Annotated in this window: 8 protein-coding genes; 7 read left to right on the forward strand and 1 reads right to left on the reverse strand. The window is 49.2% G+C overall.

The genetic code is table 11. The features are described 5' to 3' along the window. Positions 1 to 23: 23 nt before the first annotated feature. The 6 genes from NSU14_RS05985 to NSU14_RS06010 all read left to right on the forward strand — a co-directional run bounded on the left by NSU14_RS05985 (position 24) and on the right by NSU14_RS06010 (position 14,759). Positions 24 to 2,492 (forward strand): PfkB family carbohydrate kinase, encoded by a 2,469-nt coding sequence (locus NSU14_RS05985; protein ID WP_340943460.1) that lies wholly within the window; start codon positions 24 to 26, stop codon positions 2,490 to 2,492. Then, positions 2,489 to 4,765 carry a GH32 C-terminal domain-containing protein gene (locus NSU14_RS05990; protein ID WP_042139102.1) on the forward strand — a complete coding sequence of 759 codons (2,277 nt, stop codon included), beginning with the start codon at positions 2,489 to 2,491 and terminating at the stop codon, positions 4,763 to 4,765. The genes NSU14_RS05985 and NSU14_RS05990 overlap by 4 nt, the downstream gene beginning before the upstream one ends. Before the next feature lie 197 nt (positions 4,766 to 4,962). After that, the gene (locus NSU14_RS05995) at positions 4,963 to 11,286 is read left to right on the forward strand and encodes a GH32 C-terminal domain-containing protein (RefSeq protein WP_340943463.1); all 6,324 of its coding nucleotides are present in this window, start codon (positions 4,963 to 4,965) and stop codon (positions 11,284 to 11,286) included. A 112-nt stretch (positions 11,287 to 11,398) separates the two neighbouring features. Further along, the gene (locus NSU14_RS06000) at positions 11,399 to 12,820 is read left to right on the forward strand and encodes a glycoside hydrolase family 32 protein (protein ID WP_340943466.1); all 1,422 of its coding nucleotides are present in this window, start codon (positions 11,399 to 11,401) and stop codon (positions 12,818 to 12,820) included. A gap of 332 nt (positions 12,821 to 13,152) precedes the next feature. After that, a complete protein-coding gene (nfsA, locus tag NSU14_RS06005) occupies positions 13,153 to 13,893 on the forward strand; it encodes an oxygen-insensitive NADPH nitroreductase (RefSeq protein WP_336101992.1) in 741 nt (246 codons plus the stop codon). A 137-nt stretch (positions 13,894 to 14,030) separates the two neighbouring features. Next, complete coding sequence (locus NSU14_RS06010; RefSeq protein ID WP_340943471.1) at positions 14,031 to 14,759, forward strand: NADPH-dependent F420 reductase; 729 nt, start codon at positions 14,031 to 14,033, stop codon at positions 14,757 to 14,759. A 126-nt stretch (positions 14,760 to 14,885) separates the two neighbouring features. On the opposite strand, the gene NSU14_RS06015 is transcribed toward NSU14_RS06010, so the two are convergent. Then, a complete protein-coding gene (locus NSU14_RS06015; protein WP_340943474.1) occupies positions 14,886 to 15,869 on the reverse strand; it encodes an NADP-dependent oxidoreductase in 984 nt (327 codons plus the stop codon). Positions 15,870 to 16,010: 141 nt separating this feature from the next. Between NSU14_RS06015 and NSU14_RS06020 the strand changes: the two genes are divergently transcribed. After that, complete coding sequence (locus tag NSU14_RS06020) at positions 16,011 to 16,619, forward strand: TetR/AcrR family transcriptional regulator (RefSeq protein ID WP_340943476.1); 609 nt, start codon at positions 16,011 to 16,013, stop codon at positions 16,617 to 16,619. The last annotated feature ends 154 nt before the right edge of the window (positions 16,620 to 16,773 follow it).

Here is a 16,773-nt window from a genome sequence, read left to right on the forward strand (position 1 = left end):
TAGAAGTTAGGTGGGGAGAAACTGTGCTTGATGTTATCGCTATAGGCGAAGTATTGATAGATTTTACACCAGCAGGCCGTTCAACTGGGGGAAAAGAACAGTTTGAATGCAACCCAGGAGGCGCTCCGGCTAACGTAGCTGCAGCATTGTCCCGCCTGGGCGCCAAATCGGCACTGATCAGCAAAGTTGGGGAAGATCAATTCGGTTCATTACTGTATAGCGCGCTGCTTGACAACGGTGTTGATGTAGCCGGCGTTTCAGTTACGAATGAAGCAAGTACAACGCTGGCTTTTGTACATCTGGATGACCAAGGTGACAGATCCTTCAGTTTCTTCCGGAAACCGGGAGCAGACACCTTTCTGCGCTCGGAGGATATCCCATTAGAAAGGATCAAAGCCTGTCAGGCGCTACATTTTGGTTCGTTGTCCATGACCCATGAACCTGCCCGTACGGCAACCCGAACGGCAGTCCGCAAGGCCAAGGAAGCAGGGGTGCTGCTCTCATTCGATCCGAATATCCGGTTTGCATTATGGGAGAGTAAGGAGGAAGCCAGACAGAATATTCTTTGGGGTATGAATTATGCCGATATCCTGAAAATCTCGGAAGAAGAGCTTGCTTTTGTAACAGGCAACAGCGATCTTGAAAAAGGCGCACAAGAGCTCCAGCAGCAATATGACATCGGACTCCTCGTCGTCACTTTAGCGGAAAAGGGCTGCTATTACCGGTTGGCTAGTCTGGATGGTTATGTGCCGGGCTTTAAGGTAAAGGCTATCGATACGACTGGAGCAGGCGATGCTTTTCTAGGCTGTTTGTTATACAGACTTCTGGAGAGCGGAAGTTCTCTGCAGGATCTGACCAGCCAACAAATCACCAGCATGCTGACTTTTGCTAATGCCGGCGGAGCGTTAGTTACAACACGGAAAGGGGCTCTTGGGTCTATGCCTACGACAGAAGAAATTAACCAGATGATAGAGTCCAGTAAAGAGAGTAATGCCGATCGCTTCAGACCGGGCTTTCATTTCTCACCTCCTTCCAATTGGGCGAATGATCCAAACGGATTAGTCTACTTTGAGGGAAGCTATCATCTATTCTATCAATATCATCCTTACAGTAGTAAATGGGGACCCATGCACTGGGGGCATGCTATTAGTGAAGACCTGGTTCACTGGGTACACGCACCTGTGGCTCTATTCCCGGATGAGCATGGGGCCATATTTTCTGGCTGCTGTGTAGTGGATTGGAATAATAGCAGCGGTTTATTCGAAGATTCGCATGGACTCGTTGCCATCTTTACCCATGCAGATACCCATCCGGAGACGGGGCAGCCGCGCCAGCGGCAGAGCCTGGCTTACAGCAGTGATAAAGGAGTAACCTGGGAGAAATACGCGGGTAATCCAGTGCTTTCCGAGGAGGGGATAGTGGACTTCCGGGACCCTAAGGTGTTCTGGCATCCGCAAAGTAAGCGGTGGATTATGGTGATTGTCGCTGGAGATCATGCCCTGTTCTACGCATCCGAGAATTTACGTGAATGGTCGCTGACTGGTGAATTCGGCAGAGAAGAAGGGTCACATGACGGTGTCTGGGAATGCCCTGACTTGTTTCAATTACCGGTGGATGATACCGGGCGTTCGAAATGGGTGCTGATCATCAGCATCGGAGATAATCCCAATTGTCCAGAAGGATCGCGTACGCAATATTTTATTGGAGAGTTCGATGGAAAGACGTTCATCAATGACAATCCTGCAGATCATATACTGTGGTTGGACTATGGAAGAGATAATTATGCGGGAGTTACCTGGTCCGATATTCCGGAGCAGGATGGACGCCGCGTAATCATCGGATGGATGAGTAACTGGAAATATGCTAACGAGACACCTACCGGCTCCTGGAGAGGGGCAATGACTTTGCCCCGCACCTTGTCCTTGACCAGTAAGGATGGAAGTATCGTGCTGTGCCAAATGCCTGTCCGGGAAATAGAACAGCTGCGTAATGAATCAATGAGCTGGAACAATGTCACGGTTACGTCGGAGACTCCTTTTATACAGCAGATGAAGAGTGAACTGATAGAGATTGAAGTAGAGATTAATATCCAATCCGGGAATGAGGTATCTATCCATCTGCAATCTGGCGGACAGAGCGGAATTATAATCGGATATGATCCTGCTAAGGAATGGCTGTTCACCGACCGTTCCAAAAGCGGTCAGACTGATTTCCACCCGGCATTCGCAAGCCGTCACGGTGCCAGCTTGGCCGCTACGAATGGGAAGCTTAATCTGCACATCTGGCTGGATCGTAATGCAGTTGAAGTTTATGCGGATAATGGCCTGGTGGTGCTGACCGATCAGATTTTCCCGGACGCTCCAATTGAGAATATTCAGGTAAGCACAGGAGCAGGACAGGTTGTCCTGAATTCGCTTCAAATCCATACGCTGAAGTCCATTCAAATTCCGAGTGTTAGAACACGGCAGACTTCAGGGAGGAATGAGGCATGAGCAGCCAAGCTGGCAACCGGGGACTAATGAGGTATTGGGCCTTTGATGAGGGAACCGGAGCAAGTGCTCTGGAGAGCGTAACCGGAACTCTGCATGATGTACACTACGTATTTAACAATGCGGAGTTTACCGACCCTTGTACTCCGCCGTGGAGACAGGGAGTGTTGGGAAATGGCCTCTTCTTCGATGGTTACTCAACATATATCGCCCATCCTGTCCACGGGGAAGAGCATAACGGAGAGCCGGAATTTCTATCAGCTCTCAGCATTGGGGTTTGGGTTGCCCCGCGGACGTATGAATGGGGATATGAAAGCAAGCTCGCAGCTATCGTGAACCAGCACAATATGGATACTAAACAGGGCTTCCTGCTTGGCATGTTCCGTCACGGCTCCTGGTCCTTCCAAATCGGACTTGAGGGAGGAGAGTGGGCAGAGATCTGGTCTCCGGACGGCTGTGAATTGCCGAAGAATGAGTGGTCTTATCTAAATGCTGTATTCAATGGCGACGATGGGGAAATGAAGCTGTTTCTCAACGGTAGAGTAATCGCTTCGTCTGCTGTGCCCCGCGGTTCCCGTATAGCCGCAGCGGACACGGATCTGCTTATTGGCAAGAACAATCACAGCAGTAAGCTTATCGAAGTGTTCAACCTTCATATGTTCGGCGGGATCATGGATGAGTTGAAGATTTATAACCGGGCCTTGAGCAATGAGGAGGCTGCCGCTTCTTATCAGGAAGTGTTGGATTCCGCACATGGAGGCGTCCGGCCGCAGTTGAACTATGAAGACATCAAGCTGGATCGTACACCTCTGCTGACGGACCGGCACAGACCGCAGTATCATGTCAGCCCGCCGGCACATTGGATGAACGAGCCTCATGCGCCAATATATTTTGAAGGGCAGTATCATTTGTTCTATCAGCACAACCCGCAAGGACCGTACTTTCACCATATCCATTGGGGACATTGGGTAAGTGAAGATCTGGTACATTGGCGTGATCTTCCCGTGGCCCTGTCACCAGAGAAGGATCAGCTTGCACCGGACGGAATCTGGTCGGGAAGCGCGGCCTATGACGCGGACGGACTTCCTGCCTTGTTCTTTACAGCAGGTAATGACAGTGCTTCGCCGAATCAGAGTGTGGCGCTTGCCCGTAGCACTTACCCGCAGGATGGAGACCCGGAGCTGATAACGTGGATTAAACATCCGGAGCCGCTTATCGTTCAGAAGCAGGGAATGGGCGCATTCGGGGACTTCCGTGATCCGTTCGTATGGAAGGATGAAGAGGGCTGGTATGCCCTGGTCGGGTCGGGAATTGAAGGTGAAGGCGGGGCAGCGCTGGCATTTGCCTCAGAGGATATGCTGAATTGGACATACAAGGGCCCATTCTTTGAAGCGGATATTCAGAAGTTTCCTTATCTCGGGCCCATCTGGGAGCTTCCTGTACTACTTCCCTTAGGCACTGACAAGCAGGGGGACAACAAGCATCTACTGCTGGTTAGTCCTGTGGGAAAAGGTGCCGATGTTGAGGTCTTCTATTGGATCGGGCAGCTTGATCAGGATAAGCTTTCCTTTATCCCGGATCAGGAAGAACCGCAATTGATAGATGTCGGTGATTTTCATTTCACCGGTCCGAGCGGTATGGTGGATCCGAAGACCGGCCGGAATATTGTCTTTACAATTGCTCAGGGCGACCGTACATCCGAAATGGAATACAAATCGGGTTGGGCGCATAACGGAGGTTTGCCATTAAGCGTGTATTTAAGAGATGACGGGCGATTGGGCATCGAGCCGATTCAGGAGCTGCAATCGCTGCGGGGCGAGAAACGGTTATCGATCTGGGACAAGTCATTGGCTGAAGCTAATGTCCTGCTGGGGGATGTACAAGGCGACATGCTTGAGATTCAACTGGAATTGGAACCGGGCAATGCCGGACAACTCGGAATCAAGGTCCGGTGTACACCGGATGGAGAAGAAGAAACCCTGCTGTATTACGATTTCAATGAAGCTAAGCTCCTGGTCGACCGCACGAAAACAACACTGCATCCGGGTGAAAAGTGTAGGGGGATTCAAGGGGGCAAGCTGGAATTGTTAGGAGAGAATCTGAAGCTGCATATCTATGTGGACCGCTCCATGGTCGAAGCGTATGCCAACGGGTTGAAAAGCCTGACGACCCGGGTATATCCAAGCCGTAAGGATGCATTAGGGCTTGAGCTCTGGGGAGACGGTAAGCCATTGGTGAAGTCTATGGAAATATGGGATATGCAATCTATATGGTAACGTGAGCGCCTAGGCGCTCCTTACTATACCCGATGGGTAATGTAACTAACACTTAAACCACTTAGCACTCCTCTTGATGGAAGCGCTTCATTCACGCCTCTCTTACTTCATGACTATGCATCCTTGTATACGGAGAGTCATTTCAAAATTACGTATGAATGATTTCATGAATAAGAAATGATGAAGGAGGCTCGTTGATGAGAGAAGTCAAAAGAAACAAAGCATGGATCTCCAGAATGGTTGCAGGGGTGATGGTTCTTCAGCTTGTAGCTCCCGGAATCTCGGCTGCAGCCGAAGCTGGAGTGGGTACCCGGGAGGCGTTCACCCCTAAGGCTGACACAGGATTATCGGTTACGGATGCGGTCTATCCTATTCCTAAGGCTGACGAGGGGTTGTCAGTTACGGATACAGTCTACCAAATCCAGAATCCGGGATTTGAAACCGGGGATATGATGGGCTGGACAGTTGTCAATGGTGAAGCGTTCGGTCCGGACAGTGTATCGGACGAAACCACTTGGTGGGCGGAACAAATCCCGTACAATCAGGAAGGTGCTTATCATCTAAACGGCTGGAAGAATGATGAGGCTGCGACCGGCGTGCTTCGTTCCAGCACTTTCGAGCTGGGCGGCAGCGGCTGGGTCAGCTTCAAGCTAGGTGGCGCGAAAAATCCAAACACAGCCTATGTAAATATCGTGGAAGCCCAGACAGGTCAAGTGATTGCCCGGTACGGCAATAGCGCTTTCGCGGACGTTGGTTTCCCGAATCCCTCACAGGGCCTGCGGCTTGCCAATATGGAGCAATATAAGGCAGATCTTTCCGAATATCTAGGCAAGAAGCTGTATGTGGAGATCGTCGATAATGCAACTGCGGACTGGGGAGTGGTATTTGCGGATGCGTTCTTCATGTACCATGAATCCGAGCCTGCGGAAGGCATTGTTGCCACGGATATTAAGCCGGATATTGAATTAACCAGTCCCTATGAAGTCGATAATCCAGGTTTTGAAACCGGGGATATGTCAGGCTGGACGGTTGTCAGAGGACAAGCGTTCGGTCAGGACAGTGTATCGGACGAAGCCACCTGGTGGGCGGAACAAATTCCGTACAACCAGGAAGGGGACTTTCATTTAAACGGCTGGAAGCATGACGAGGCTGCGACCGGTGTGCTTCGTTCCAGTACCTTCGAGCTGAGCGGCAGCGGCTGGATCAGCTTCAAGCTTGGCGGTGCCAAAAATCCAAACAAGGCCTATATAAATGTCGTGGAGGCTGAATCGGGACAAGTGATTGCCCGGTATGGCAATAGCGCCTTCGCTGACGTGGGTTTCCCAAATCCCGCACAGGGCTTACGGCTTGCCAATATGGAGCAATATAAGGCGGATCTTTCCGGATATTTGGGCAAAAAGCTGTATGTGGAGATCGTCGACAACGCAACCGCGGATTGGGGTGTGATCTTTGCGGATGCTTTCTTCATGTACCATGAAGCTGAGCCGGCTGAAGGAATTGCCGCCACGGATATCAAGCCGGATTTCAAACGCTATCAAATTGAGAATCCCAGCTTTGAAACCGGGAACTTAACAGGCTGGACGGTTGAAGAAGGAGAAGCGTTTGGTCCGAACAGCGTGTCGGATGAAACCACCTTTTGGGTTGAACAAATCCCGTATAACCAGGAAGGCACTTATCATTTAAACGGGTTGAAGTATAACGAGACTGCGACAGGTAAGCTTCGTTCCAGTACGTTCGAGCTGGGCGGAACAGGCTGGATTACCTTCAGACTGGGCGGAGGCAAGCATACGGATCAAGTGTACGTGAACGTCATTAATGCCGATACAGGGGACATGATCGCCAGGTACGGCAACACCGAATTTAACGAGTCCGGATTCCCGGATCCGGCACAGGGCCTGAGACTCGCGAATATGGAGCAATATAAAGCTGATCTCTCCAAGTACATCGGGAAGAAGCTGTATGTGGAGATCGTCGATAATGGGTACGCAGATTGGGGAGTAATCTTTGCGGACGCCTTTCACACCTTCAATGAACTGGTACCTGAAGAAGGAGTGATGGCAGATAATATAATGCCGAACGAAATCCGGAATCCCGGGTTTGAAACCGGGAATTTAGAGAGCTGGACCGCCCAGGACAACGCTTTTCAAGTGAGCAATGATGCCCAGGCTGGTAAAGAAGGTAACTATTATGCCAAATCCTCCTTGGAAGGACAGGGCTCGATTACCTCTAGTACCTTCACACTTCAGGGAACCGGGACTATTAACTTTACGGTAGTAGACATCGTCCATCCGGAGGATGCCTACGTTGCATTATATGATGCCGGCACTAACACGCTGCTTGAGAAGACCGGGAACGTCAGTGCGAATGAGCAGATATCCTGGAAAATGCAGAAGCACTACAATAAGAGGCTTTATATCAAGGTTATCGATCAATCCAATCAAGCCCGTATTTCCGTTGACGCTTTTCGAGCGAATAATACGGGAACCATTTTCTACATGAGCCTTGATGAAGGCGCAGGAAAAAAGGCGCTTGAGGAAGTAAGCAATCTTGAGCATGATGTAAACTATGTATTTAATGACGCCAGATACATGGACTCCAAAGATCCAAGATGGACTCCGCGCGGAGTAAAAGGCGGGGCCTTGCTATTCGATGGATACTCAAATGATATTGAGATCGACGCAAAGGATACCGTTCCTGTAAGTGACGCGTTAACGCTTGAAGCCTGGGTTGCCCCGCGCAGCTACGAGTGGGGAGACGGAAACAAGCTGTCTGCTATAGTGAACCAGTCCGATCAGGATAAGACGGAAGGATTCGCTTTGGGGATGTACCGCCACGGCACATGGTCGATGCAGGTTGGGATCGGCGGACAGTGGATTCAGGTATGGGTCAAGGACCATCCGCTCGAAAAATACAAATGGAATTACGTTGCAGCTACGTTCGACAAAAAGGACGGAATTATTAAATTATATCTAAATGGTCAGGAAGTAGCTTCTCAGGCAACTCCTGTTAATGTTCCGGTTACACCTTCTACGGAAAAGCTGATTATCGGAAAAAACAATAGATCTGCAGAGTTTGCAGGGTTGTTCTCCTACAATATGTTCAGCGGACTTATCGATGAAGTGAAACTGCAGAACAAAGCGCTTACGGGGCAGGAGATCCTTGCTGAATATGAGAAGGTGAAGGCGCTTCACGGCGGGATGGTTCCAGAAATTCCGAATGGTGACATTGACGAGGATCCTAGTGTATTTGACGGTGATCAGCACCGTCCACAGTACCATGCGATGCCTCCGCAAAACTGGATGAATGAAGCGCATGCACCAATTTATTATAACGGCCAGTATCATTTATTTTATCAGCATAACCCGCAAGGTCCGTTCTGGCATCAAATCCACTGGGGACATTGGGTGAGTGACGATATGGTGCATTGGAAAAATGTGAGGCCGGCACTTGCGCCGGAAGCGGGTACTCTTGACCCGGATGGTGCATGGTCTGGCAGCGCAGCTTATGACCGTGACGGCAATCCTGTGCTTTTCTATACTGCCGGCAATGACGCTTTGTCACCCAATCAAAGAACAGGCCTGGCGACGCCGGCAGATCTGTCAGACCCTAATTTGGAGCAATGGGTGAAATATCCTGAGCCGGTGACAGAGCAGAACGGAAACGGCATCCATAATGAGTTCCGCGACCCTTTTGTATGGTATGACCAAGAGACAGATAAGTGGTATCAGCTGGTGACATCCGGCCTTCAAGATTTCAGCAGCGGTACAGCTCTGGTGTATGTGTCTGACGATATGTACAACTGGGAGTATAAGGGGCCTTTATACGTTAGTGACAGAAATCTTTATCCGGAGCTCGGTACGGTATGGGAACTGCCAGTATTATTGCCGCTGGGTGAGGATAGTACAGGACAACAAAAATACATTTTCATGGTTAATCCCCATGAGAAGCCGGAGCAGGTTCCTCCAGCTGATGATGTGCTAAGAGATGTTGAAGTCTTTTACTGGATTGGAACCTGGGATAGAGATAACTTCAAGTTTATACCTGATCAGGACGCACCCACCAAAATGGATGTGGGAGACGGATATTTAACCGCCGAGAGCGGGATGGTTACACCTGACGGAAGAACGGTCGTATACTCCATGGTGCAAAATGTAAGAACGCCGCAGGCTGAATATCAGGCTGGATGGGCTCATAATCTGGCACTGCCCGTTTCCCTGAGCCTGGATGAACACGATGAACTTCGCATTGAGCCCATTGAAGAATTGCAGAGTCTCCGGGGAGATAAGGTAGTTGATTTCACGGACGAAAATTTGGCTGCCGCCAATCAATTAATCCATAATGTCAAAGGTGACATGCTGGAGATTGTGATGGAAATTGATCCGGGTGAAGCCCAGAAATTCGGTCTCAAAGTGCGTCGCTCCGATAACGGCCAGGAGGAAACACTGATTTACTATGACAAGACGAACGGGACCTTCAATGTGGACCGGACCAAGAGCAGCATTGATCCGGATGTACGCGTAGACGGGATTCAAGGCGGGGCCGTGGATCTGGACGGAGAGAATCTGAAGCTGCATATTTTCCTTGACCGTTCGGTTGTTGAAGCCTTTGCCAATGATAAGAAAAAGCTGACAACCAGAGTCTATGTAGGCCGATACGATTCTTTGGGCTTACAGGTTTGGGCTGACAACGATATTACAGTCAAGTCCATGGAAGTATGGAATATGAATGCATTGACGGGTGAACCGGCTGCTCCGGTCGATGTGCCTGACAACTGGGACAATTCGGTGTATACCGATATTACGGAGCTGCCTAACCATGATTTTGCTACAGGCGACTTAACAGGCTGGATTCCAGAAGGAGACGCCTTCCAGGATGTTCATGTGACCGATGCCAAGTTCTTCTGGGATACGATCTACTTCAATCCATCGCATAAAATTCCGGGCGGCTATCATTTATGGGGCTTCAACGAAGAAGCCGGAGGTGACAGCTTAACGGGAACGCTGAAATCACAGAATTTCGTGCTTGGCGGGAACGGCAAGCTCAATTTCCTGGTTAGCGGCGGGCGTGATATCGATAAGCTGTATGTTGCGCTAGTCCGGGCATCGGACGGCAAAGAGCTGTTTAAAGAGACTGCCACGAATTATGAGGAGTATCAGCGTAAGATCTGGGATGCTTCGCAGTATATCGGCGAGGAGCTCTATATTAAGGTAGTTGACCAATCCACAGGCGGTTTCGGACATATTAATGTCGATGATTTCAATGTACCGGTTAAGATGCAGAATGGGGTGAATCCGACTGACCCGACTGATCCAACCGACCCAACTGACCCAACTGACCCTGCCGGTCCACCTGACCCAACCGGTCCAAGTGAACCAGCCAACCCGACTGACACAGCCGTTCCAAGCAGTCCTCCGGGTAAACCGGTGGTTCCGGCAAGCAAGCCGGAGAGTCAGAATAGCCTGTTATTCGAGTTGGGAAAAGGTGAGCGACAGGTACTATTCCCTGCGACTCTGGCAGCCAATGACGGTAAGAATGCGCTGAAGATCAAGCATGCAGATGTGGAGATTGAAGTTCCCGCAGAAGTATTGAAGGATTTACAGGCAATGGTTACGGGCAGTGAGCTTGGGCAGGCGAAGATCTCTTTTGAAATGGAACCTTTAACTTCAGAGCAGAGCAAAGAGCGGGTTGGGCAAATTGGACAAAGAAATCAGGCAGCCATTTCAGTGGCTGGAGAGATCTACGAATTCAAATTGTCTATTGTAAAGCCCGACGGAACGAAGCTGACGCTTGAGAAGTTCTCCAAACCCATCACAATCAGATTGGTCGCACAGGGGGATTCCCGCCAAGATATAACGGGCATTTATTACATCCCAGATGACGGCAGTCTGGAATATATGGGTGGAACCTATGCGGACGGTAAATGGACGGCAAAGGTGAGTCATTTCAGCAAGTATGCCGTCCTTACTTATGATAAATCCTTTGAAGATGTGACTGCCTCCTATTGGGCCTATGACGTAATTAAAAGAATGGCTGCAAAGCAAATTGTCCTGGGTGTAAGTGAGACGGAATTCGCACCGAAGCAAAAGGTGAGCAGAGCGGAGTTCGCTTCCCTGATCACCCGGGCACTTGGAATAACAGGGACGAGCTTAACCGCATTCAAGGATGTAGAACCTGAGCATTGGTATGCTTCTTCTATTGCCGCAGCATACGAAGCGGGGATTGTAACGGGAAGAAGGACAGATACTTTTGCACCTGAGGAAACGATAAGCCGTGAAGAAATGGCATCCATGATCTACAAGGCGTATCTGTTCCATACAGGACAGAATCCTGTCTTCGGTCAAAGGAGTAGTTTCAATGATGCCGGTACGATTAGTGCATGGGCTGCAGATGCAGTGGCTGCCTCACAGGAACTCGGATTAGTTACCGGGCGCGGCAACCAGTTATTCATGCCACATGAAACGGTAAATCGTGCGGAAAGCGCGCAAATCATCTCGCTGTTGCTGGATAAAGTCAATAAATAATGGCTAAGGGAAAGCCGGGGAGGCAAGGTGATGTCCGCCTTCGCCATGACTCCGGCTTTCTCTACGGTTATACCGAGTATCATCATACTCAAGAAGGATGGAGGAATTATTAATGAAAGAATTTTTTTATCGTCCGGACAACGCTTGGGTAGGGGATGTCATCCCTTATTATGAAGACGGAGAGTTTAAGCTATTTTATCTGCACGGGTGGAGAGACAACTACCGGGAAGGTCTCGATCATGGCTGGCATTTGCTTGGCACGAAAGATTTCGTGAACTATAGGGAAGATGGAGCTTGCAAAATTGAAGGCGGGACCGGCCATATTCTCAAAGTGGATGATGTCTATCATATGTTTTACTGTATCTTTCCAGAAGGGAAGCAGTTCGCCTGCCATGCGATCAGCAAGGATATGAAAACATGGGAGCCGATTCCCGAAGATACTTTTGGTCCGGACGGCGAAATTTATGAGCTGGCGGACTGGCGTGATCCCTTTGTATTCTGGAATGAAGAAGAAGGCCAATACTGGATGCTGATCGCTGCCCTGGCGAAGGGACCGACGAGCCGGAAAGGCTGCACCGGTCTGCTGTCGTCCAAGGATCTCAAGCATTGGGAGTACCGGGAGCCGCTGTATGCACCGAACCTGCATGTAGGCGCACATGAGTGCCCGGACTTGTTCCGGATGGGAGACTGGTGGTACCTGATCTATTCTTCCTATACAGGGCGTTTCGGCACCTTTTACCGGATGAGCCGTTCCTTGAACGGACCGTGGATTACTCCGCAGGAAGAAGCCTTTGATGGACGGGCCTATTATGCCGCCAAGTCGGTATCCGATGGGCAGAAACGTTATCTGTTCGGCTGGAATCCGACGAAGGATGACGATCTGTTCGGCTGGAACCCGCCCAAAGCTACAGGCAAAGACTATGACACCTGGGATTGGGGCGGCAATATGATTGTTCATGAGATTATACAACGCCAAGACGGAACGCTGGGCGTGAACGTCCCCGAAAGCGTTGATTCTGCTTTTGCCAAGCAGGTGCCTGTGGACTTCCATGGAGTCGCCGGAGACTGGTCGATCACGGACGATGTGCTGCTCTGTGAATCTCCTTATGCTTTTGCAGGTTGTATCACACAGGAGGAGTTGCCCGATCAGTGCAAGATTTCTACAGCCGTTCGTTTCTCGGGGGCGACCCAGGGGCTGGGGTTCATGCTTCGGGCCGGAGAAAGTCTTGATTTTGCCTACTATATCACGCTGGAGCCCCAGCGCAGCCGAATTACCTTCCGTGGGCCAATTATGCAATCTGAAGAGGGAGGTAAAACCTTCCCTTATGATGTGGAGCTGGAACGTCCGCTGAAGCTGCTGCCGGAACAGGAATATGAGCTGAAGGTGTTTATAGACGGCACGATTTGCGAAATTTATGTCGGCGGGGACGTGGCGATGAGTGCCAGAATGTACGACATTCAGCAAGGAAAGCTTGCCGTATTCGTTAGCCAGGGTACAGCAGAGTTTAAAAAGGTCAAGATAGAAACTCTCTAAGAGCTTTCGGAATAAGAAAATATTATACAAAGTCTATTTGGTTACATAGGGCGCCCTGGCGCCCTTTACCCCTTAGTTAAGAATGTGGAGCCGGCGCTTGCGTTCGACTATGAGACAGAAGGGCAGCTTTTATCCTTCATTGCATACCCTCATGATATCGCTCCTACTCTAAAGGTACAAATAGATGTACTAGGTTCATTTATATTGCCTTCTTTGCAAATGGATCACTTGAGCTTATGATGGTTTCAAGGCTGATAACCAACTATAAGCATTGTTATATAATTAGCAAGCTAATGATTATTGTAACATAATCCCTAAAGGAGACCAATTAAATGAATACTACGCTTGAACTGCTACACAATCATACCTCCGTTCGTTCTTATACCCGTCAACCCCTGACAGATGAACAACGGGATGCAATCTTTAAGGCGGCGAATCAGACTTCATCTTTCAGCCTTCTGCAGGCTGTTTCCATCATTAGAATCACCGATCCGGATCTGCGTAAAAAGGTGATGCAGCTCTGTGTCAATCAGCCTTATATTGAAGAAGCGGCTGAGTTTTGGATTTTCTGCTCTGACTTCAACCGGAATCATCAAATTGCCCCGGATGTTGATATTGAGTATACTGAATTTCTTCTGATCGGTTCACTGGACGCCGGGCTGATGGCGCAAAATGCCTTAACCGCAGCAGAATCCATGGGACTTGGCGGCGTATTTATAGGCGGGGTTAAAGCTAATATCAAAGAGTTAACGGAACTATTGAACCTACCTAAGTATGTGATTCCATTGGTGGGACTATGTATCGGTGTCCCGGCTGGAGATAAGCCTGCACTGAAGCCTCGTTTGCCTCAATCCATGGTTTTATTTGAAAACCAGTATCAGCCACCCGATAGAGAGCAATTAGCAGTTTACGATGAAACCATGTTGAAATATTATGAAGGCCGTCCTGTTAAAGCTCCGTTTACCGTGAAAAAAGTAAAAGGATGGAGTGAGCACATCCAGGATCATCTCCAAAGAAGTATTCTGCCTGATATGCTGGAATACTTAAATAAGCAAGGATATGCCAATAAGTAAAAGGCCATCAAGTGATGTGGCGCCTGCTTTTAAGATAGCTTTTTAAGCAGATGGAGAGGAGCTTCTTGTAAGTTCTACTCGCGAATTTACTTAGCAGGCTAAATAGAATCATGAACGAATACTTGGGAGGAATCAAAATGAAGTTTGGAATTATAGGTGCAGGGCCAATCGGGTCAAACATCTCTAGGAAATTAGTTGAGAATGGGCATGATGTGAAGATTGCAGATGCTCGCGGGCTTGAACATTTGGAAGGTAAAAAACTTACAGGAACATCGGTGAGTGTCGAAGAGGTAATTACAAATATTGATGTTCTAATCATATCGATCCCTTTCCACGCACTGCCTGGCATTCGTAAAGTTGTAGATAAAGCTGGAGAGGGAGTTGTTGTGGTTGACACTTCAAATTATTATCCGCAAATAAGCGGTATAATTGAAGAAATTGAGATCGGGATGGTTGAAAGTGTCTGGGTTTCAAATCAATTAGGCAGACCCATTATTAAAGCCTTCAACAATTTATTAGCCTATACTTTAGAACATGGCGGAACTCCAGAGGGCAGTAGTGGACGTATTGCTACAGCGGTTGCCGGTAATGATCTGCAGCAAAAGCAAAAAGTTATGAGTATAGTAAATGAACTTGGCTTTGATCCGGTAGATAGTGGTTCTATAAATGAATCATGGAGACAGCAGCCAGGAACTCCGGCATACTGCACAGAACTAACCAAAGAGGAATTATCCTCTGCATTAAAAAAAGCAAATAAACAAAAAGCTCCATTCCTAAGGGACAAAGTGATTGAGAACCTGTCAACAGCTGCAGGAAGATATTCACATGAAGATATTGTTAATTTAAACAGAGAAATATATAGTTGAATTAAGTATTCCAATAGCAGCTCCGTTTGCCCTCCGTCCCCGGCATTAGTATAACAAGGGTGTCAGCTCATTTTGAGCTGGGACCCTTGTTTGTTTTTAAGTGCTTTGGCTAACATGTTGTTTTGTTTATGGCGTATCTTTTTGTAAAGATTCGTTGTTGACAATCACTAACTTCCCCCGGAACTTCCCGGTTTCATAATGATCATGTGCTTCGGATATTCCTTGTACAGTAAACGGGAAAATTTCATCCACATGGACTTTAAGCTTATTCTCGCGGACCTGCCGGATAATGGAGGCCAGATCACTTCGGCTAGGCTCGATATAGGCAAACTTGGCTTCGATGCCGCGAGTCTTAGGGTGAGCAGCGATCGACGGGTCTACGAGAGAAATTAGCCTGCCGTTGTCCCGCAGAATCCGGATGTTCTTCTGTTCGGTTGCTCCTATTCCTGTATCTGAATCTATAGCTGCGTCTCTCACCATATCCAGCACGACATCTACTGTACCGGCTGCTTCTGCAAAATCAGCCGTCGTGTAGTCAATGACTTCGTCTGCCCCAAGGTTCAGCACGAATTCGTGATTATACGCTCGGGCTGTGGCAATGACGTAGGCGCCGTGTTGTTTGGCCATTTGAACGGCCAGATGTCCCACGCCGCCTGCGCCTGCATGAATCAGAATCCGCTGGCCGGATTCCAGCTTGCCATACTGGAATAAGGATTGCCAGGCCGACAGAGCAGAGGCCGGCAGGGCGGCAGCTTCCTGGAAGGGAAGCCCGGGCGGAAGGACAACGGCTGAGTTCTCTTCCAGAGCTACGAGGTCTGCGTAACCGCCGCCCAATCTGGAGAGTCCCATGACGCGGTCACCAACTTTAAGCTGTGACACATTCCTTCCTATTTTCCTCACTATTCCGGCTACTTCAACGCCCAGCACATGCGGGAACGGGACCTGCATCACCTGCTTGAATGCGCCTGAGCGGACCAGCTGGTCTGCGGAGCTTGCAGTTGTGGCATACACCTCGATAAGCACCTGGGTATCGGTAATGGCGGGGGAAGTGAGAGCCATTTGGGTGAACACTCCGGGATTTCCGTAATTTTGGATAACAATAGCATTCATGACAGAAGCCTCCGATCTCTATGTTTGAACATCTGTTGATTTACGAATAGACGTTCAATATAATGATCGTACCAATGCTGTGTGGCTGCATCAATTGCTGAAATTCCTGAATCCGTTCAGTACTGTACAGAATCGGGAGAAATGTTCAATCAAGAGAACGGGGCCAAGAAGGAGCTGCTTATGGACAGACGGATACGTAAATCGCGGGAAGCTATTATCGAGGCCTTTATCCTGCTGATTGCAGAGAAGAACTTTGAACAAATCACGATAAACGAAATTGCTGAGCGGGCCGATGTAAGCCGGGGCACCGTTTATTTGCATTATACCGACAAATACGATCTGCTGGATCAGTGCATCAGAACCCATTTTGTCCAGTTGATTGACAGCTGCCTGCCATGCGGCGAGCAGGCGCTTTTTCCTACAGAGGCAGCTCTGCTCTACACGTTCCAGTACCTGGATCAGCATGCTTCCTTCTATGCCGCGGCACTGGCCAACAAAGGGGTTCCTGCATTCAGAAACCGTCTGCAGGCCGTACTGCTGCGGGGGTTCGACAAACAGATGGATATGAGCGGGATTAACCGGAAGATGAATAAGGGAATACTGGTGCAATTTCTGGCGGTGGCGATGACCGGTATGATTGAACAGCTGGTTACCCGGGCTACCCCGTATTCCGCAGCAGAGCTGGCAGAACAAGTGTGGGCGCTGATGGAACGCAATCAGATGGTGCCGCAGCCACAGCCAACAGTTTGATCATGAACGGTCAGAACTCAGGTCTTCCGTGTAAGACAATCAGAGGGAACAAGGTCTCTGTTCATAGGGATAGAATAATCGAGCCGGAGGGGCATAGGCCTCTCCGGCTCGATTTATGCATGTGTAAGCTCGCTCCAACACCGGGAAGCAGGGC

Source organism: Paenibacillus sp. FSL R10-2771 (assembly GCF_038000205.1).
In the GTDB taxonomy this organism is placed as follows: Bacteria; Bacillota; Bacilli; order Paenibacillales; family Paenibacillaceae; genus Paenibacillus_AQ; species Paenibacillus_AQ phytohabitans.